15 protein-coding genes and 1 tRNA gene are annotated in these 17,396 nt (G+C 71.3%); 7 read left to right on the forward strand and 9 right to left on the reverse strand.

Going from position 1 to position 17,396, the window contains the following annotated elements; genetic code table 11:
* Positions 1-195 precede the first annotated feature (195 nt).
* From CGL27_RS22275 to CGL27_RS22290, 4 genes are all read left to right on the forward strand, one after another.
* On the forward strand, positions 196-1,815 hold the full coding sequence (locus CGL27_RS22275; RefSeq protein ID WP_119989555.1) for a M4 family metallopeptidase: 1,620 nt from the start codon (positions 196-198) through the stop codon (positions 1,813-1,815).
* Between the two features lie 109 nt (positions 1,816-1,924).
* Positions 1,925-3,010, forward strand: coding sequence for an S-(hydroxymethyl)mycothiol dehydrogenase (locus CGL27_RS22280; protein WP_078642110.1), 1,086 nt, complete (start codon positions 1,925-1,927; stop codon positions 3,008-3,010).
* Positions 3,010-3,648: an MBL fold metallo-hydrolase gene (locus CGL27_RS22285; protein ID WP_119989557.1), complete on the forward strand. Its 639-nt coding sequence runs from the start codon at positions 3,010-3,012 to the stop codon at positions 3,646-3,648. The genes CGL27_RS22280 and CGL27_RS22285 overlap by 1 nt, the downstream gene beginning before the upstream one ends.
* A gap of 140 nt (positions 3,649-3,788) precedes the next feature.
* The gene (locus CGL27_RS22290; protein ID WP_119989559.1) at positions 3,789-4,286 is read left to right on the forward strand and encodes a hypothetical protein; all 498 of its coding nucleotides are present in this window, start codon (positions 3,789-3,791) and stop codon (positions 4,284-4,286) included.
* A gap of 305 nt (positions 4,287-4,591) precedes the next feature.
* Here the strand turns inward: CGL27_RS22290 and CGL27_RS22295 are convergent, their stop codons facing one another.
* The 4 genes from CGL27_RS22295 to CGL27_RS22310 all read right to left on the reverse strand — a co-directional run bounded on the left by CGL27_RS22295 (position 4,592) and on the right by CGL27_RS22310 (position 7,619).
* Entirely contained in the window at positions 4,592-5,437 is an 846-nt protein-coding gene (locus tag CGL27_RS22295; protein ID WP_237299006.1) for a LuxR family transcriptional regulator, read from the reverse strand.
* A gap of 23 nt (positions 5,438-5,460) precedes the next feature.
* Complete coding sequence (locus tag CGL27_RS22300; RefSeq protein ID WP_119989561.1) at positions 5,461-6,165, reverse strand: response regulator transcription factor; 705 nt, start codon at positions 6,163-6,165, stop codon at positions 5,461-5,463.
* An 830-nt stretch (positions 6,166-6,995) separates the two neighbouring features.
* The gene (locus tag CGL27_RS22305; protein ID WP_119989563.1) at positions 6,996-7,253 is read right to left on the reverse strand and encodes a LysR family transcriptional regulator; all 258 of its coding nucleotides are present in this window, start codon (positions 7,251-7,253) and stop codon (positions 6,996-6,998) included.
* A gap of 293 nt (positions 7,254-7,546) precedes the next feature.
* Positions 7,547-7,619: transfer RNA gene (locus CGL27_RS22310), tRNA-Thr, on the reverse strand.
* 177 nt (positions 7,620-7,796) lie between these two features.
* Here CGL27_RS22310 and ugpC point away from each other — a divergent pair.
* From ugpC to CGL27_RS22325, 3 genes are all read left to right on the forward strand, one after another.
* Positions 7,797-8,933 (forward strand): sn-glycerol-3-phosphate ABC transporter ATP-binding protein UgpC, encoded by a 1,137-nt coding sequence (gene ugpC, locus CGL27_RS22315; RefSeq protein ID WP_119994499.1) that lies wholly within the window; start codon positions 7,797-7,799, stop codon positions 8,931-8,933.
* 275 nt (positions 8,934-9,208) lie between these two features.
* A complete protein-coding gene (locus CGL27_RS22320; RefSeq protein ID WP_078642115.1) occupies positions 9,209-9,628 on the forward strand; it encodes a hypothetical protein in 420 nt (139 codons plus the stop codon).
* A 132-nt stretch (positions 9,629-9,760) separates the two neighbouring features.
* On the forward strand, positions 9,761-10,561 hold the full coding sequence (locus CGL27_RS22325; protein ID WP_119989565.1) for a nucleotidyltransferase family protein: 801 nt from the start codon (positions 9,761-9,763) through the stop codon (positions 10,559-10,561).
* A 506-nt stretch (positions 10,562-11,067) separates the two neighbouring features.
* On the opposite strand, the gene CGL27_RS22330 is transcribed toward CGL27_RS22325, so the two are convergent.
* The 5 genes from CGL27_RS22330 to ispD all read right to left on the reverse strand — a co-directional run bounded on the left by CGL27_RS22330 (position 11,068) and on the right by ispD (position 17,236).
* Complete coding sequence (locus tag CGL27_RS22330) at positions 11,068-12,804, reverse strand: DoxX family protein (protein WP_119989566.1); 1,737 nt, start codon at positions 12,802-12,804, stop codon at positions 11,068-11,070.
* Positions 12,805-13,305: 501 nt separating this feature from the next.
* Entirely contained in the window at positions 13,306-14,256 is a 951-nt protein-coding gene (rlmB, locus tag CGL27_RS22335; protein WP_119989569.1) for a 23S rRNA (guanosine(2251)-2'-O)-methyltransferase RlmB, read from the reverse strand.
* A 166-nt stretch (positions 14,257-14,422) separates the two neighbouring features.
* Positions 14,423-15,823: a cysteine--tRNA ligase gene (gene cysS / locus CGL27_RS22340; RefSeq protein ID WP_078642118.1), complete on the reverse strand. Its 1,401-nt coding sequence runs from the start codon at positions 15,821-15,823 to the stop codon at positions 14,423-14,425.
* Between the two features lie 128 nt (positions 15,824-15,951).
* Positions 15,952-16,452 carry a 2-C-methyl-D-erythritol 2,4-cyclodiphosphate synthase gene (gene ispF / locus CGL27_RS22345; protein WP_119989571.1) on the reverse strand — a complete coding sequence of 167 codons (501 nt, stop codon included), beginning with the start codon at positions 16,450-16,452 and terminating at the stop codon, positions 15,952-15,954.
* The gene (gene ispD / locus CGL27_RS22350) at positions 16,442-17,236 is read right to left on the reverse strand and encodes a 2-C-methyl-D-erythritol 4-phosphate cytidylyltransferase (RefSeq protein ID WP_119989573.1); all 795 of its coding nucleotides are present in this window, start codon (positions 17,234-17,236) and stop codon (positions 16,442-16,444) included. Before ispD ends, ispF begins: the two co-directional genes overlap by 11 nt.
* Positions 17,237-17,396 lie beyond the last annotated feature (160 nt).

The following is a 17,396-nucleotide window of genomic DNA, read 5'->3' on the forward strand; positions in this document are numbered from 1 at the left end:
GCGCCTACCCGAATCGATCGTTCGGTGACAATCTCTGGTCGGCCCGCTGCGCGTCCTCTGACTCCGCAGTAGGGACATCACGCACCGCCATGTGCACCACTCGCACCACTCCTGCTCGACCGGACGGCCCACCCATGACCGTCCGTACCCCCTACACAGGGCCGCGACCCGGCGGCCCCAAGGCAAGGAGACCGAGTGAGACCCATCGCTTCCTCCCCCCGTAAGAAGACCGTCCGCGTGGCGGCGCTCGTCGCCTCCGCCGCCATGGTCGTCATCGGTGTGCAGTCCGGCCAGGCCAGCGCCCAGCCGGAGCGCTCCCGCGAGGCGGGCGCCACGGCGCTTCCGCTGACCGCCACCGAGCGCGCCACCGCGATCAAGGCGGCCCAGGCCGACGCCTCCGCGCAGGCCGAGTCCCTCGGACTCGGGGCCAAGGAGAAGCTCCTCGTCCGCGACGTCATCAAGGACGCGGACGGAACCGTTCACACCCGCTACGAGCGCACCTACGCGGGGCTGCCGGTCCTCGGTGGCGACCTGGTCGTCCACGAGAAGACCAGCGGCGCGCGCTCGGTCAACAAGGCCACCGGCGCCCGGATAGCCGTCAAGAGCACCGACGCCGCCGTGACCCCCGGGGCCGCCTCCGGCACCGCGCTGAAGGCCGCGCCGAAGGCGACCACCGGCGAGAAGGCCAAGTCGCCGCGGAAGGTGGTCTGGGCGGCCACCGGCAAGCCCGTCCTGGCCTGGGAGACCGTCGTCACCGGGACGCAGGCCGACGGCACCCCGAGCGAGCTGCACGTCGTCACCGACGCCGCCACGGGCGCGAAGCTGTCCCAGTGGGAGGGCGTCGAGACCGGCACCGGCACCAGCAAGTACAGCGGCACGGTGCCCCTGGGCACCACCAAGAGCGGCTCCACCTACAGCCTCACGGACTCCACCCGTGGCAACCACAAGACCTATGACCTGAACCAGGGCAGCTCGGGAACCGGCACCCTGTTCACCGACGCGGACGACGTATGGGGCGGCGGGCGCCAGACCGCCGGCGTCGACGCGCACTACGGCGCGGCCGAGACCTGGGACTTCTACAAGGAGTTCCTGGGCCGCAACGGCATCAAGAACAACGGCGTGGGCTCGTACTCCCGCGTCCACTACGGCAACAGCTACGTGAACGCCTTCTGGCAGGACTCCTGCTTCTGCATGACCTACGGCGACGGCTCGGGCAACGCCAACGCGCTGACCGCGATGGACGTGGCCGGCCACGAGATGAGCCACGGCGTGACCGCGGCCACCGCCAACCTCAACTACGCCGGTGAGCCCGGCGGTCTCAACGAGGCCACCTCCGACATCATGGCCACCGCGGTGGAGTTCTACTCGGGCAACTCCGCGGACGTCGGTGACTACCTCATCGGCGAGAAGATCAACATCAATGGCGACGGCACCCCGCTGCGCTACCAGGACAAGCCCAGCAAGGACGGCGCGTCCAAGGACTACTGGTCCTCGACGCTCGGCAATATCGACGTCCACTACTCCTCCGGTCCCGCCAACCACTTCTTCTACCTGCTGTCCGAGGGCAGCGGCGCGAAGGTCATCAACGGCGTGAGCTACAACAGCCCGACCTACGACGGTTCGACCGTCAGCGGGATCGGCCGGGACAAGGCCATCAAGATCTGGTACCGGGCCCTGACCACGTACTGGACCTCGACGACCAAGTACGCGGGCGCCCGCACCGGCACTCTCAGTGCCGCGGCCGACCTCTACGGCTCCAGCTCCACCGAGTACAAGGCGGTCGCCGCCGCCTGGACCGCGATCAACGTGAAGTAAGCCCCGAAGGATGCCCGGACGGGCCGCACCGGGGAACACCGGTGCGGCCCGTTCCGGGCGTGCCCCGTCATCCCTGTCGTAGCCGGTGATCGCCACTTACGCTGCTGTCATGACTCAACAGGTACGCGGCGTGGTAGCCCCCGGCAAGGGCGAGAAGGTCAGGATCGAAACGATCGTGGTGCCGGACGCCGGCCCCGGCGAGGCGGTGGTGCGGGTCCAGGCGTGCGGCGTCTGCCACACCGATCTGCACTACCGGGAGGGTGGGATCAACGATGAGTTCCCCTTCCTGCTCGGCCATGAGGCGGCGGGCATCGTGGAGTCCGTGGGCGAGGGCGTCACGGAGGTGGCCCCCGGCGACTTCGTGATCCTCAACTGGCGGGCCGTCTGCCACGAGTGCCGGGCCTGCCGTCGCGGTCGCCCCTGGTACTGCTTCAACACCCACAACGCCAAGCAGCCCATGACGCTGACCGACGGCACCGCGCTGACCCCGGCGCTCGGCATCGGCGCGTTCGCCGAGAAGACGCTGGTGGCCGCCGGACAGTGCACCAAGGTCGACCCCTCGGCCTCGCCCGCCGCGGCCGGGCTGCTCGGCTGCGGCGTGATGGCCGGCATCGGCGCCGCGCTCAACACGGGCAACGTCCAGCGCGGCGACTCGGTCGCCGTGATCGGCTGCGGCGGTGTCGGCGCCGCCTCGGTCGCCGGGGCGCGGCTGGCCGGAGCCGCGAAGATCATCGCGGTGGATCTGGACGAGCGGAAGCTGGAGTGGGCCCGCTCGCTGGGCGCCACCCACACCCTCCACGCGGGCAGCGCCGATGTCGTCGAGGCCATCCGGGAACTGACCGACGGCAACGGCGCCGACGTCGTCATCGAGGCGGTGGGCCGCCCCGAGACGTACCAGCAGGCGTTCTACGCCCGCGATCTGGCCGGCACGGTCGTCCTGGTCGGCGTCCCCACCCCCGAGATGAAGCTGGAGCTGCCGCTCCTGGACGTCTTCGGGCGCGGCGGGGCGCTCAAGTCCTCCTGGTACGGGGACTGTCTGCCGTCCCGCGACTTCCCCCTGCTGATCGACCTCTACCAGCAGGGCCGCCTCGACCTGGACGCGTTCGTCAGCGAGACGATCGGGCTCGAGGACATCGAGGAGGCGTTCGCCAAGATGCACCGCGGTGAGGTGCTCCGCTCGGTGGTGATGTTCTGATGACCCCTCCGCCCGTACGCGTCGACCACCTCGTCACCTCCGGCACCTTCTCGCTGGACGGCGGCACCTGGGAGGTGGACAACAACGTGTGGCTGATCGGCGACGACCACGAGGTGTACGTGATCGACGCCGCGCATGACGCCGACGCCATCGCGGACGCCATCGGCGACCGCCGGCTGCTCGGCATCATCTGCACCCACGGCCACGACGACCACATCGACGCGGCACCGGTGCTCGCCGACCGCACCGGCGCGCCGATCCTGCTGCACCCCGAGGACGAGGTGCTGTGGCGGATGCGCCACCCGGACCGTGCCCCGGACAAGCCGCTGGCCGACGGCGACGTCCTCACCGTCGCGGGGACCGAGCTGCGGGTGCTGCACACCCCCGGCCACTCCCCCGGTGCGGTCTGTCTGCACGCCCCGGCGCTGACCACGGTCTTCTCCGGGGACACCCTCTTCCAGGGCGGCCCCGGCGCGACCGGGCGCTCCTACTCGTCCTTCCCGACGATCATCGAGTCGATCCGGGAGCGGCTGCTGACGCTGCCCCCGGAGACGCTGGTCCGCACCGGCCACGGCGACTCCACGGCCATCGGGGACGAGGCCCCGCACCTCGACGAGTGGATCGCGCGGGGGCACTGAGCCCCCGCCGGTCGAGAGGCCCACGAGCCCCCACGGTCGAGAGGCCCGGACCCCGACCAGCAGATCGCGGGGCCACTGAGCGGCGTGCGCGGGGCCGCCCTCTCCCGGGCGGTCCCGCGCTCCATGACACCATCGGCCGTGTGATCGACCTGGGCTACTCCCTCTCGCGCCGCTTCCCGGATCCCCCGCAGACGGACTACCGGACCGCGGATGTGCGCACCCTGCGGCACGACCTGTTCTGCGGGGACGTGTATATCGCCGATACGGAGGCGGACCGCGAGCTGTCCACAGCCTGGGGATGGGTGCCGGTACTCGACTTCGCGTGGGCGCTGTGCGACATCGTGGAGCGGCTCGACCGGGATCCACGCGGCAGCCGTTCCGCGACGGCGATCCACGCGGAGCTGGACTTCACCGAGTCGACGGACCGGATGCTCTTCGAGCGCCGCTTCGGATGGGTGGACATCACCGCCGACTGGGTGCCGCTGGAGGAGGCGCCGCTGACCTTCAACCACGCGGCGCTGCGCCGCGAGGCCCGCGACTTCCTGCACGATTTGACCGCCGACCTCATCGACATGCACGAGGGGCTCGGCAACAACCCCGTGGTGTGGGACCTGCAGTCCCGCTTCCCTCGCGCATAAGGTGCTGCGCGGCTCCGTAAGGTGCGGCGCGGCCCCGTGAAGCGTCGATTCAGCGGAGGTCCGGTACGGCTGTAGTCCGTCGCCGAACCTCCGCTCCGGCAGCGTTCTCGGGGGTTGAATGCCGCCGGCGGGAACTCTCCCCCGCGCCGCGGCACGGGGGCTGAATTCCCTCGCCGCCATATGTATCGACCGCCGAGAACCCTCCGCAAAGGGCACTACAGGAAGCTGCCAGACCCGAGCAGGGCCTCGCGGTCACCGGCGTTTCCGGCCTCCGGAGGCCCTGCTCTGCTCGCCGTTTCCGGCCATCATCTCGATGGCTTCGGAGCGTCCTGGGACGGCGTCATGGGCAGCAGGCCCAACTCCGCCGCCCGTACCCCGGCCTGAAACCGTGAGTTGGCCCCCAGCAAGGCCATGATGTCGGCCACATAGCGGCGGTATGTGCGGACGGAGACCGCCAACTCTCGGGCCGCGACCTCATCGGTGGCCCCGAGTTGCAGCCGCTCCAGGATCGGCCGCACCATCTCCCCGCGCGATCTCTCGCCCAGCTCGATGCGCTCGCTGGCCGACAGCGCGGTCCGCCAGATGCCGTCGAAGAGCGTCTGGAGCGTCTCGATGACCCCCGAGTCGCGGAGGGTGGAGGCGCGGCGGCCCGCGGCCGAGTCCGCGCACACCAACGCGGCCTGACCGTCCACGATGAGGGCGGCGAGCAGCGGTATGCGCGCCACCCGCACCTCCAGGGAGTTCCCGTCCTTCACATGCCGCTGTACGAAGCCCCAGTCCACGGTGTTCTGGGCACACAGCATCCGGGTGCGCACGGTGTCGCCGCCCGACTGCAGCCAGCGGTCGAGGACACCGTGCAGAACGTGCACATGTGCGGCCTCCGCCGCCAGCACCACGTCCACTCGGTCGGTGGCCGTTCGCAGCAGGTCCTGTGCGGCGGCGTGCACTTCCTTGTCGTCCGCCTCGACGGCCGCCACCCACGAGTTCCGCAGCTGCCGGTCGCGGTGCTTGACCACCGTGGATTCGATGAGCGCCTGGACCGCGAGGAGTTCCTGGGTGATGTCGTCCCCGGGGTGCTCGTCGTCACCGTCGCCGTCACCGTCATCGTGCTGTCGCTGGACTCCGGCCCCCGTTGGCGTAGGAACCCTCATTGCCCTCACCCCCGTGAATTCGCTCAATCCACCAGCTCGCTGCCCGATTGGGTGAGCAGCCCGAGCTCGACCGCGCGCACCCCTGCCTGGAAGCGCGAACTCGCGCCCACGTCCCGCATGATGGTCGCCACATGGCGGCGATAGGTTCGCAGCGAGATCTGGATCTTCTTGGCCGCGACGTCGTCGGTGTGCCCCTCGCTGAGCCGCTCGAGGATCACCCGCATGGAGTCCGAGCGGAGCCGCTCGGCCAACCTCAGATGTTCGTGCACCGGCATCGCGCTGCCCCAGACCCCGGCGAACATCAGGTACAGCGCGCGCACGGAGGCGAGATCGGTGTTGACGGTGGCGTAACGACCGTCGCGCTCGGGCCCCGAACGCCCGAACGCCGCCTTGCCGTCGACGATGACGGTCCCGTGCAGATCGGCGTCGGTGACCCGGACGTCGAAGCCCAGCTGCCCGCCGCGCGCCGCGGCGAGGATGCCGTGGGGGACCGCGAGCACCTGCGGGGTGCACAGCAGCCGGACGGTGACACCGGACTTGGCCACCGCGGCGAACCGCCCCATCAGCGCGAGCATCGGCCTGGCCCGCTCCAGAGCGCCCGGAACGATCACGCTGACGCTGTACTTGGCACCGGCCAGCAAACGCCCGACGGACCGCGCGACCGCCACTCCGTCGGTGACGAGCACCATGGGCGAGGGCTGCGGCGGAATGCTGCGGTGCAGGGTCACCGCCGATTCGATGAGCTCACATACCTGCTGGAGCGTCTCTTCTACGCCCTCGGATCTTCCACTTGAATTCGACAGTTCTGACATGACTCCCCCATGCGGTACGCGACATCCCTACCGCGTACCCGTCGATGAACGCCGAGCGGCCGGACGGCCGGGGCTCAGCCGTATGACGCCGACGCATTCCCCAGTGCTCTCATCCCCGAATGACTCGGGCATCGGAACTGCCCACTCCCCCTTGCACCCCCGCACATTCACGCACATTCACGTACGTTCAAGTGCGGGTTAACCTGCGTGCGCTCTCCCCAGAAGGCCGCCCCCTAAGCCGTGCGGCGGCGAGATTAGTTCGCTGGCCGCACCTCAGTCAATGCATCATAGTTGATAACTTTCAGATAAATCGGCCACCCTCGAACGGAAACTGATCTCGCTCCGCACCCGGACCCCCGGATTGACATCAAGTTGCACATCTGCCGGGAAGCGCGGCTCGGACGATCACGCTCCGGGCGCAGAGCGCAGTCGGAGGGAAACGGTGAGCAATCAAAACAGAGCCCGGTGACCGCTTGCTGTCAGCTATCCACCCATGCCACCTCCGATACGGCCCGCTAACTCCGCGGACCGTCGGCCAACGCTGCGAAACCGCAGGTCAATCGAGTGTTTCACCGAGCCGACAGCAACGCCTGCCCAGAGCCGCCCCACCCTGAAGGTGACGCACTTTACAGCGATGACAGCGCTGTCCATGCATGGGCGCGGACATGCTGCAAGGGTGCGATCCGGCCCGTACTGGTCGAGACCGGTGCACCGGGCGCACTGCCGGACTTCCAGTGACACGTCCCTCAGGCCGCCGCACACGCGTCCTTCATGTCGTCGATGAGGGCCAGCACTGCCCGCGCGGACGGAAGAATCGCGCGCCCCGCCTTGGTCAGCTGAGTACCGGTGGAGTCACGCGTAAAAAGCCGCACGCCCAAAGTCTGTTCAAGGCATTTGATCTGGTAGCTGATGGCTGGCTGTGAATAATCCAGCGCCTTTGCCGCCTCATCCATGCGTCCGCTCTCGGCGATGGATACGAAGGCACGAAACTCGCGCTCATGCATTTCTTCCCCCTTATCCGCGTCCAGGCCATATCAACGGATCGAATCCCGTTCGGCAACAGCGGATGCAGGAAGCTGCAAGTGGCAACATCATCCGACCCCGCCGCCCGGGCGACGCCCGGCCCACGAACCCAGCCCCGCGGACCCGGCCCGGCCCGGCCCGGCTCGGCTCGGCCCGCGCCACCGACCCGTGCCCCGGTCCACGGGCCCACGGCTCCGGCTCGGGGAGATGCCGCCGAGAGCGCCGCGGCAAACAAAAAACCGCAGAATCACGTGTGTGATCTGCGGTTTCGCAGAGCCGACTGTCGGGTTCGAACCGACGACCTTCGCTTTACAAGAGCGGTGCTCTACCAGCTGAGCTAAGTCGGCGTCCCCTGCAGTGTACCCGCCCCCGGGGCGTGGTCCGTTCGAAAATTCCCGGGGCCTGCCTAGAGACATGGCCGCCCTGTCCGGTATAGCGTCACGCCAATCCACCTCCGGTGGACTAGACCCCCTCCTTTACTCGGATCGTCCGGCACGTTCCTGCCGGTGAAGGGACAGATCACCATGGCCACGGTCACGTACGACAAGGCAACCCGGGTGTACCCGGGCACTGAGAAGCCCGCTGTCGATCAGCTCGACATCGCCATCGAGGACGGCGAGTTCCTCGTCCTCGTCGGCCCCTCCGGCTGCGGTAAGTCGACCTCCCTGCGGATGCTCGCGGGGCTGGAGGACGTCAACGGCGGGACCATCCGGATCGGTGACCGGGACGTCACCCACCTGCCGCCGAAGGACCGGGACATCGCCATGGTGTTCCAGAACTACGCGCTGTACCCGCACATGTCCGTCGCCCAGAACATGGGCTTCGCGCTCAAGATCGCCGGCGTCAACAAGACCGAGATCCGGCAGAAGGTCGAGGACGCGGCGAAGATCCTCGACCTCACGGAGTACCTGGAGCGCAAGCCGAAGGCGCTGTCCGGTGGTCAGCGGCAGCGTGTGGCGATGGGGCGGGCGATCGTCCGGGAGCCGCAGGTGTTCCTCATGGACGAGCCGCTGTCCAACCTGGACGCCAAGCTCCGTGTGCAGACCCGTACACAGATCGCCAGCCTGCAGCGGCGGCTCGGGATCACCACGGTGTACGTCACGCACGACCAGGTCGAGGCCATGACCATGGGCGACCGGGTGGCGGTGCTGAAGGACGGGCTGCTGCAGCAGGTCGACTCGCCGCGCAACATGTACGACCGCCCCGCCAACCTCTTCGTCGCGGGCTTCATCGGCTCGCCGGCGATGAACCTCGTCGAGGTGCCGATCACCGACGGCGGTGTGAAGTTCGGCAACAGCGTCGTCCCGGTCTCGCGTGAGGCGCTGAGCGCCGCGGCCGACAAGGGCGACCGCACGGTCACCGTGGGCGTCCGGCCCGAGCACTTCGACGTGGTCGAGCAGAACGGCGGCGCCGCCAAGGCCCTCACCAAGGCGTCCGACGACGCCCCGGCCGGTCTCGCCGTCACCGTCAACGTCGTCGAGGAGCTCGGCGCCGACGGCTACGTCTACGGCGCCGCCGAGGTCGGCGGCGAGGACAAGGACCTGGTCGTCCGCGTGAACGGGCGCCAGGTGCCGGAGAAGGGCGCGCAGTTGCACGTCGTGCCGCGGCCCGGTGAGATGCACGTCTTCTCGACCTCCACCGGGGAGCGGCTCAGCGACTGAGGCCGCTGACCCGTCAGTCGTTCCGACGGCGCCGTTCGTCCGCTCCACGCGGACGGGCGGCGCCGTCGCGTTGTGCGGGGGCGGTCGTCGCGTTGTTGCGTTGTCGATAAATTCCCCGACATTTCGCCCATTTCGATCTAGAGCGTCAACCCTCCGACCACCAAGGGTGGTTTCCCATCACCCAGCCTGGTGACGGAATGTCGCCAAATCGTCGCTCCTCGCTACGATCACCGCGTACCGCAGTCCCGTACCACCCACCCGCGAGGAACTACCCCGTGAACAACGCAGCCCGCCGCATCGGCAGAACGCTCGCTCTCGTCCTCCCCGTCGTGCTCGTCCTCTCCGGCACCCTCGCGGTCACCCGCGTCCCCTGGGCCTCGCCGAGCGCCGAGTCGCAGATCCTCACCGCCTCCTCCGACCGGGCGTCCACCCACGCCACCCACCGGGCCCCGCATGAGCTGCTGCGCGACCGGCTGCTCGCCGAGCTCCAGGAGAAGAACCCCTCCGTGGCGCTCACCCACCTCCAGGCCGCGACCGCCGAACGGCCCTCGCTCGCCCAGCACTGCGCCTCCATCGCCCGTGCGCTCGGCCGCGCCGCGGTCGCCAAGTACGGCGGCGTGAGCCGCGCCCAGGCGTACGCCCGGCCCGTCTGCGACACCTCGTTCGCGTCCGGTATCACCCAGGCGTACCGCTGACCGCGTCACCCGTCCCGCCGAGGCCGCGCGGCTCCCGCCGTGGCCCGTACCGCCCGTGCTCTTCCCGCTCTTGCCACCGCTCCCGCTCCGGCTCCGCCTACGGCGGTCCTCCCACCGCATATGGTGCGGTTCATGAGCGATGACGACGAGCGCAGACCCGGGCATCCCCACCAGAGCGCGCGCCCCACACAAGCCGTCGTCCTGGCCGGAGGCCAGGGCTCACGGCTGCGTCCGTACACCGACGACCGCCCCAAGCCGATGGTCGAGATCCCGGGCACCGGGACCCCGATCATCGGCCATCAGCTGGCCTGGTTGGCCGCCGAGGGCGTCACCGACGCCGTGGTCTCCTGCGGCCACCTCGCCGCCGTCCTCCAGGACTGGCTCGAGACGGCGGACCTGCCGCTGCGGGTGCGGACCGTCGTCGAGAAGGAGCCGCTGGGGCGCGGCGGCGGCCTGAAGTTCGCCGCCGCCAGGCTGCCCGAGCCCGACCAGCCCTGGTACGCCACCAACGGCGACATCTGGACCCGCTTCTCGCTCCGCGACATGGCGGACTTCCACGACGAACGCGGGGCCACCGCCACGCTTGCCCTCGCCCGGCCGCGCATTCCGTGGGGGGCCGTGGAGACCAATGAGTTCGGGCATGTCCTGGACTTCATCGAGTCGCCGCCCTCGCCGTATCTCATCAACGCGGGCGTCTACGTCTTCTCCGCCGCCTTCACCGCGTTGCTGCCCGACCGGGGCGACCACGAGCGCACCACGTTCCCGCGCCTGGCGCGGGAACGGCGGCTGGCGGGCTTCCCGCTGCCCCAGGGCGCGTACTGGCGGGCCATCGACACCGCCAAGGACCTGACCGAGGCCGCCAAGGAACTCGCCTCGGGCCCCCCACCCCACGGCCACGGCCCCTTCGGCACAGCCCCGGTGCCCCACGGCTGAGCGGCTGTGCGGGGGGGGCTCTCGGTGCTCGGGCTCCGGTGCTCGGGAGCTTGAGTGCTTCGGTGCTCGGGCGCTCGGGCGCTCCGGCAGTCCCGTGCTCAGGTGCTTGGGCGCCCCGCTGCTCGGGGGCTCCGGTGCTTGGGCACTCCGGGATCCGGTGCTTGCGTACTTGAGTGCCCCGCTGCTCGGGGACCCCGGTGCCCGCTGCTCAGGGGCTCAGGCGGTGCTGGGCGCGGCTCGTCGTCCACCCGCGGGCAACGCGGTGCTGGGCGCGGGCACAGGCCGCCGCCCGCCCACGGACTCGCCCCACGGGCTTGCCCCCACGGGCTCGTCGCCCGCCCGCGCGTCCGTCGTCCACTCGCGCGTCCGTCGTCCACTCGCGCGTCCGTCGTCCACTCGCGGGCAACGCAGTGCTCGGCACGGGCACGGGCCGCCGCCCGCCCGTCGATCCCTCGTCCGCCTGCGGACTCCTCGTCCGGCCGGGACGGTGCCCCGTTGGCTCCGGCTCAGCCGAGGAGGCCGCCCAAGGCGGCCTCGTCGGCGGCCGGGCCGCTGTAGTTGGACGTATTGTCCTCCGGCGGGCCGCCCTCCGGGCCGCCCGCGGACATCCCTCCCCCGGCGCCGCCCAGCGACGACGGGCCCGCCGTCGGGGCGAGAGGGTGGTGACGCGGAGAGCGGGGCGTGGTGCCCAGGCCCGGGCGCGACCGCGATCCGTCGCTGGGGCGGTCGGACGTGCCGGACGCGGGCCCCGTCGCGCTCGGCACCCCGGAGGAGGACGTCGACGCCGAGGCGGACGGCTTGGGGCGGTGCGGCAGCCGCTCGCGCGGCGACGGCGCACCGGCCGATCCGCCGCCCGTGCCCATCGGCCCGCGCTGCCCGCCGCGCGGGCTCTCCACGGACTTGCTGGGCAGTGGCGAGCCGGGCAGGTTGTTCGTCGGCATATCGCTCGGCTCCGGCGCCTTCACGACCTCCGAGGACCGTACGGCGGTGCCCAGCATCGAGCCCACCAGCAGCGTCAGCCCGGCGACCACCATCGCCATCACACCGCCGCGGCGCAGCACCCGGCGCCGCAGCTCCCACAGCTCGGCCCGGGGGCCGAGCCGCCGCCATGCCTCGCCGGCGAGCCGGGCGTCCGCCGAGTAGACCGGCGCGCCCGCGATGACCAGCGGGCTCCAGGCGGCGAGGTAGATGATGTCGGGCGCGTCGTAGACCGGCACCGTACGCCAGCTCACGGTGAGGATCAGCGCGGCGGACAGCAGCGCGCCGAACGAGGCGGCCAGCCGCTGCCACAGCCCGAGCACGGTGAGCACCCCGACCACGATCTGCAGGAACGCCACGGTCAGCCCGGCGCCCACCGGATGCTCCAGCGCCAGGTCGCGCAGCGGCTCCGCGAACGGCCAGGGGTGCAGCGCGCGCAGCCAGGTGACCATCGAACCGCGCTCGCCGCCGTCGAAGTAGACGGGGTCGGAGAGCTTGCCCATCCCCGCGTAGACGGAGATGAAGCCGAGGAAGATGCGCAGCGGGAGCAGGACGACGCCGAGGTTCATCCGGCGCCCGGGGTAGTAGGCGTGGCGTACGGACTCGGCGTGGCGGCGCGGACGCGGCACCGTGGCGCTCCGCGGCCCAGGCCCGTCGCCGTCGATGGCGCCCGGCCGTCCGGAGGGCGCGCCGCGCCGCTCCGCCCCGGCCGCCCGCGCCACCGCGCTGGCCCCGCCCGCCTCGGCCGGGCCGTCCGCGCCCGGACGGCGCCGCCCGCCGGACGACCGGGGCGCGTTCTCCGTATGGGGGCTGCGCGGGCCGATGACCGTGGGGGTGTCGTCGTCGAAGGCGATCCGCGGCAGCACCTGCGTGGCGCCCACGTCCTCGGCGCCCTCCCCGGACCGGGAACGGCCCAGAGCATCGGACAGGCCATCGGACAGACGGTCCGAGAGGCCGTCGGACAGACTGTCGGTCAACCCCTCGGCGGAGTACCGCACGGCCTGCAGCAGCCGGGTCGCCGCGGTGTCCCCGCCGGGGCGGGTGCGGCCGCTCCACACCACGGGCGGCCGACGCCGACCCGGGGCCGGGACGCGGGTGAGCCGGGCCGTGTTCGCCAGCGCGCTGCTGACGACCGGGGCGCTGAGCTGCACCCGGAAGCTCGGGGCGTTGACGGCGACCTGCGCGGGATCGCATGGCACCTTGGCCATGGTCAGCTGTGGCTCGTCGTCGAATCCCCGCGCGCTTCCCGCCATGGGCGAAGGCATGCGGGCTTTTCTGGTCTCCACGCCCAACTAACCGAGCGACGGACGGGAAAGACACTGCCGGGGACGTCCCGATCTGTCCGAGGCCCGTCAAGATCATCGGCCGCAGACCCCGCCCGGGCCAGGGCACCCACGCCCCGACCCACGGCCGAACCGTGCGCGCCTTACGGCCGCGGTCGCCCGCCAGCGGGCCTGTTCCCCGGCCGGGCCGGACCTGTTCCCCGGCCGGACCGGGCGTGCTCTACGGCCGGACCTGACCCGCATCACAACCTCACCGAGCCCGCTCTACGACCCGACCTGACCCGCACCACGACCCCACCGAGCCCGCTCTACGACCGGACCTGACCCGCGACCCCACCGAGCCCGCTTTACGACCGGATCAGGCCGACAGCGCCCCCTGGCCCAGGGGCCCCGCCGGATCAAGCAGCCAGCACCCCCTGCCAGGGGCCCCGCCGGACCAAGCAGCCCGCACCCCCCGCCAGGGGCCCCGCGCCAAAGGCCCCCCTACGCCCGGCGCCGAGCCGCCTCGTAGAGGACGACGCCCGCCGCCACGCCCGCGTTGAGCGACTCCGCGCCGCCCGGCATCGGAATCCGCACCCGCAGATCGCAGGTCTCGCCCACCAGCCGCGAGAGCCCCTTCCCCTCGCTGCCGATGACGATCACGAGCGGACCGTCCAGCGCCTCGACGTCCTGCAGTTCGACCTCGCCGTCCGCGGCCAGCCCGACGACCGTCAGGCCCGCCTTCTGGTAAGCCTCCAGCGTCCGGGTGAGGTTCGTCGCGCGGGCGACCGGGGTGCGGGCGGCGGTGCCCGCGGAGGTCTTCCAGGCGCCCGCGGTCATCCCGGCCGCGCGCCGCTCCGGTACGACCACGCCATGGCCGCCGAAGGCGGACACCGAGCGGACCACGGCGCCCAGGTTGCGCGGGTCGGTGACGCCGTCGAGGGCGACGATCAGCGGGTCCTCGCCCTCGTCGAAGGCGGCCGCGCTCAGGTCCTCGGGGTGGGCGTACTCGTACGGCGGGACCTGGAGCACCACGCCCTGGTGGTTCAGGCCGTTCGTCATCCGGTCGAGTTCGGGCTTGGGCGCCTCCATGAGGTGGATGCCGCCGCGGTCGGCGGCCAGCTTCAGCGCCTCGCGCACCCGGTCGTCGCTGTCGATGAACTGCTGCACATACAGGGTGTTCGCCGGAACGCCCTCGCGCAGCGCCTCGACCACCGGGTTACGGCCCACCACCAGTTCGCTCGACCCCTTGCCGCCGCGGCGCGCGACGGGGCGCTTGGCCGCCTGGCGGGTGCGGGCGTTGGCGATCCGCTGCTTGGCATGTCCCTTACGCATCTCGGCGGGCGGGGTCGGCCCCTTGCCCTCGAGGGAGCGGCGCCGCTTGCCTCCGCTGCCGACCGTCGCACCCTTCTTGTTGCTGGTACGGCGGTTCCTGCGCTGGCTGTTGCCGGCCATGAATGGTCACCTGTCTCTTCACTGCTCAGCGGCGCTCAGCAAGCGGCTCGGACGCCGAACGTCACCCGTCTGTGAGGTCAAAGGCGTCTGTGCGGTCATTTGTACGGTCACAAGTGTGCCGCCCGGGGCGCCGGGCGGCACAACACAGGAGGTCAGGGCCAGGGCCTCAGCGCTGGCCCAGCTCCCAGCGCGGTCCGGACGGGGTGTCCTCGATCACCAGACCCGACTGCTGTAGCTGATCGCGGATCGCGTCCGCCGTCGCGTAGTCCTTACGGGTCCGCGCGGCCTGCCGCTGCTCCAGGACCAGCCGGACGAGCGAGTCGACCACGCCGTGCAGATCCTCACCGCGGTCCGAGCCGCCCGCCCAGTGCTCATCGAGCGGGTCGAGGCCCAGCACGCCCAGCATGGCCCGCACCTCGGCAAGCCGGGCGACCGCCGCCTCCTTGTCGTCGGCGGTCAGGGCGGAGTTCCCCTGGCGGACGGTGGTGTGGACGACGGCGAGCGCCTGCGGCACCCCGAGGTCGTCGTCCATCGCCTCCGCGAAGGCGGGCGGCACCTCGGCCGCGGCAGGGACTGCCTTCCCTGCCTTTTCGGTCACTCGCTGGACGAAGCCCTCGATCCGCGCGAACGCCGACTCGGCCTCGCGCAGGGCTTCCTCGCTGTACTCGATCATCGACCGGTAGTGCGGGGTGCCCAGGTAGTAGCGGAGCACGATCGGACGCCAGCGCTTGACCATCTCGGAGACCAGCACCGAGTTGCCGAGCGACTTGCTCATCTTCTCGCCGCTCATGGTCACCCAGGCGTTGTGCGCCCAGTAGGCGGCGAAGTCGTCGCCGAACGCCTTGGCCTGCGCGATCTCGTTCTCATGGTGCGGGAAGATCAGGTCGACGCCACCGCCGTGGATGTCGAAGGCGCGCCCGAGGTACTTGTGCGCCATCGCCGAGCACTCCAGGTGCCAGCCGGGACGGCCGCGCCCCCACGGGGTCTCCCAGCTCGGCTCCCCCGGCTTCGCCGCCTTCCACATGGCGAAATCGCGCGGGTCGCGCTTGCCGATCTCGCCCTCGCCGGAGGGCTGGCGCAGTCCGTCCAGATCCTGGTTGGAGAGCTTCAGATACTCGGGGAACGAGCGCACATCGAAGTAGACATTGCCCTCGGCGGCATAGGCATGACCCCGGTCGATCAGCTCCCGCATCATCTCGATCATCTCGGGAACATGACCGGTCGCCCGCGGCTCATAGGTCACGGGCAGGCAGCCGAGGATGTCGTACGCCTGGTTGAAGGCGCGCTCGTTCTCGTAGCCGATCGCCCACCACGGCCGCTTCTGCTCCGCCGACTTCGCGATGATCTTGTCGTCGATGTCGGTGACATTGCGGATGAACGTCACGTCATAGCCGCGGTGGGCGAACCAGCGGCGCATGATGTCGAAGTTCAGCCCCGACCTGATGTGCCCGATGTGCGGGGCCGCCTGCACGGTCGCGCCGCACAGGTAGATCGAGACACAGCCCGGCTTGAGCGGGGTGAAGTCACGGATCTGCCGGGCGCTGGTGTCGTACAGGCGAATAGTCACGCATCAAGGGTAGTGGGAAGTGAACGGTGCCCCGTGCGCCTTCCCCGGCGGGGACACAGAAGCGTGACACTCGGGACGAAACCGGGGCGTGGGACGCGCGGGCAGCGGCCGACGACGCCCCTGCCCCCTTACCGCCGGACCACCAGCGCCGTGGCGATCGCCGCGAGGCCCTCGGCCCGGCCGGTCAGGCCCAGGCCGTCCGTGGTCGTACCGGACACCGAGACGGGGGCGCCCACCGCCGCCGTCAGCACCTTCGTCGCCTCTGCGCGCCGTTTGCCGATCTTGGGGCGCACGCCGATCACCTGGATCGCCACATTGCCGATCCCGAAGCCCGCGTCCCGCACGATCCGGGCCGCCTCGGCGAGCAGCGTGGTGCCCGCGGCGCCGGACCACTCGGGGCGGTCGGTGCCGAAGTGGGCGCCGAGATCACCGAGCCCGGCGGCGGAGAACAGCGCGTCACAGGCGGCGTGCGCGGCCACATCGCCGTCGGAGTGGCCGGCCAGTCCGTACTCTCCGTACTCGTCGCCATCCCACAGCAGCCCCGCGCACCACAGCTCACGCCCCTTCTCGAAGGCGTGCACATCCGTGCCGATGCCCACCAGGGGGAGCGCCACCGCGTCAGAAGCCATCGTTCGCCCTCCTGCGGGCCAGAACCGCCTCGGCCAGCACCAGATCCAGCGGCCGGGTCACCTTGAACGCCTCCTCATGGCCGGGGACGACCACGACCTCGACGCCGAGCCGCTCCACCATGCCCGCGTCGTCCGTCGCGCCCTCGCCCTCCAGGGCGATCTTCTCGTGGGCGGCCACGAGCGTGGCGCGGTCGAAGCCCTGCGGGGTCTGGACGGCGCGCAGCAGGGCGCGCTCCGGGGTGCCGACGACCGGCTCGGGCTCGCCGGCCCGCTCCCCGGTGCGCGGCTCGACCTGCTTGACGGTGTCGGCCAGCGGCAGCGCCGGGACGACGGCGGGCGATCCGTCCCGTACGGCGGCGGCGACCGCGTCCACCGTGTCCACGGGCACCAGCGGCCGCGCCGCGTCGTGCACCAGCACGGTGGTGACGGTCTCGGGGACGGCGGCCAGCCCCTTGCGCACCGACTCCTGACGGGTCTCGCCGCCGGGCACGACCACCACCTCGGTGGTGTCGGCGAGGCTGCCGCTCAGCGGATACGCGTCCAGCAGCCGCCGTACCTCGTCGGCGCCGTCCGGCGGGGCGACCACGACGACGAGGGAGACGGAGCGGGATCCGGCCATCGCCCGTACGGCGTGGACGAGCATGGGCGTGCCGCTCAGCGGGCGCAGCGCCTTGGGGGCGCCCGGGCCCAGCCGCACGCCGCGGCCCGCGGCGGGGATCACGGCGGCGGTGCGGGCGGGTCGGCCGGACGCGCCGGAGCCGCCGTGATCCGGGGTTGCGGACATTGAGTTGGCGTTCAGGTTTGCTTCCTCAGCCGAGATGGGTATGGCCACAGCGTGCCGGGCGCGATGGCCCGACCGGCCCCTTCCGTGACGACCGGTCGAGTCAGCTGCCCGGGCCCGGCACACCTTCCACCGCGCACCGTGGCGCGGCTGAGCGCACCGG

Origin of the sequence: Streptomyces sp. 11-1-2, from assembly GCF_003595545.1 — a bacterium.
GTDB lineage: Bacteria > Actinomycetota > Actinomycetes > Streptomycetales > Streptomycetaceae > Streptomyces > Streptomyces hygroscopicus_B.

Coding starts and splice junctions, on each gene's coding strand:
- ispF (WP_119989571.1), bottom strand. CDS start 16,452: ATGGCTTCTGACGCGGTGGCGCTCCCCCTGGTGGGCATCGGCACGGAT.
- CGL27_RS22325 (WP_119989565.1), top strand. CDS start 9,761: ATGAGCGATGACGACGAGCGCAGACCCGGGCATCCCCACCAGAGCGCG.
- CGL27_RS22280 (WP_078642110.1), top strand. CDS start 1,925: ATGACTCAACAGGTACGCGGCGTGGTAGCCCCCGGCAAGGGCGAGAAG.
- ispD (WP_119989573.1), bottom strand. CDS start 17,236: ATGTCCGCAACCCCGGATCACGGCGGCTCCGGCGCGTCCGGCCGACCC.
- CGL27_RS22330 (WP_119989566.1), bottom strand. CDS start 12,804: ATGCCTTCGCCCATGGCGGGAAGCGCGCGGGGATTCGACGACGAGCCA.
- CGL27_RS22295 (WP_237299006.1), bottom strand. CDS start 5,437: ATGAGGGTTCCTACGCCAACGGGGGCCGGAGTCCAGCGACAGCACGAT.
- rlmB (WP_119989569.1), bottom strand. CDS start 14,256: ATGGCCGGCAACAGCCAGCGCAGGAACCGCCGTACCAGCAACAAGAAG.
- ugpC (WP_119994499.1), top strand. CDS start 7,797: ATGGCCACGGTCACGTACGACAAGGCAACCCGGGTGTACCCGGGCACT.
- CGL27_RS22305 (WP_119989563.1), bottom strand. CDS start 7,253: ATGCATGAGCGCGAGTTTCGTGCCTTCGTATCCATCGCCGAGAGCGGA.
- CGL27_RS22285 (WP_119989557.1), top strand. CDS start 3,010: ATGACCCCTCCGCCCGTACGCGTCGACCACCTCGTCACCTCCGGCACC.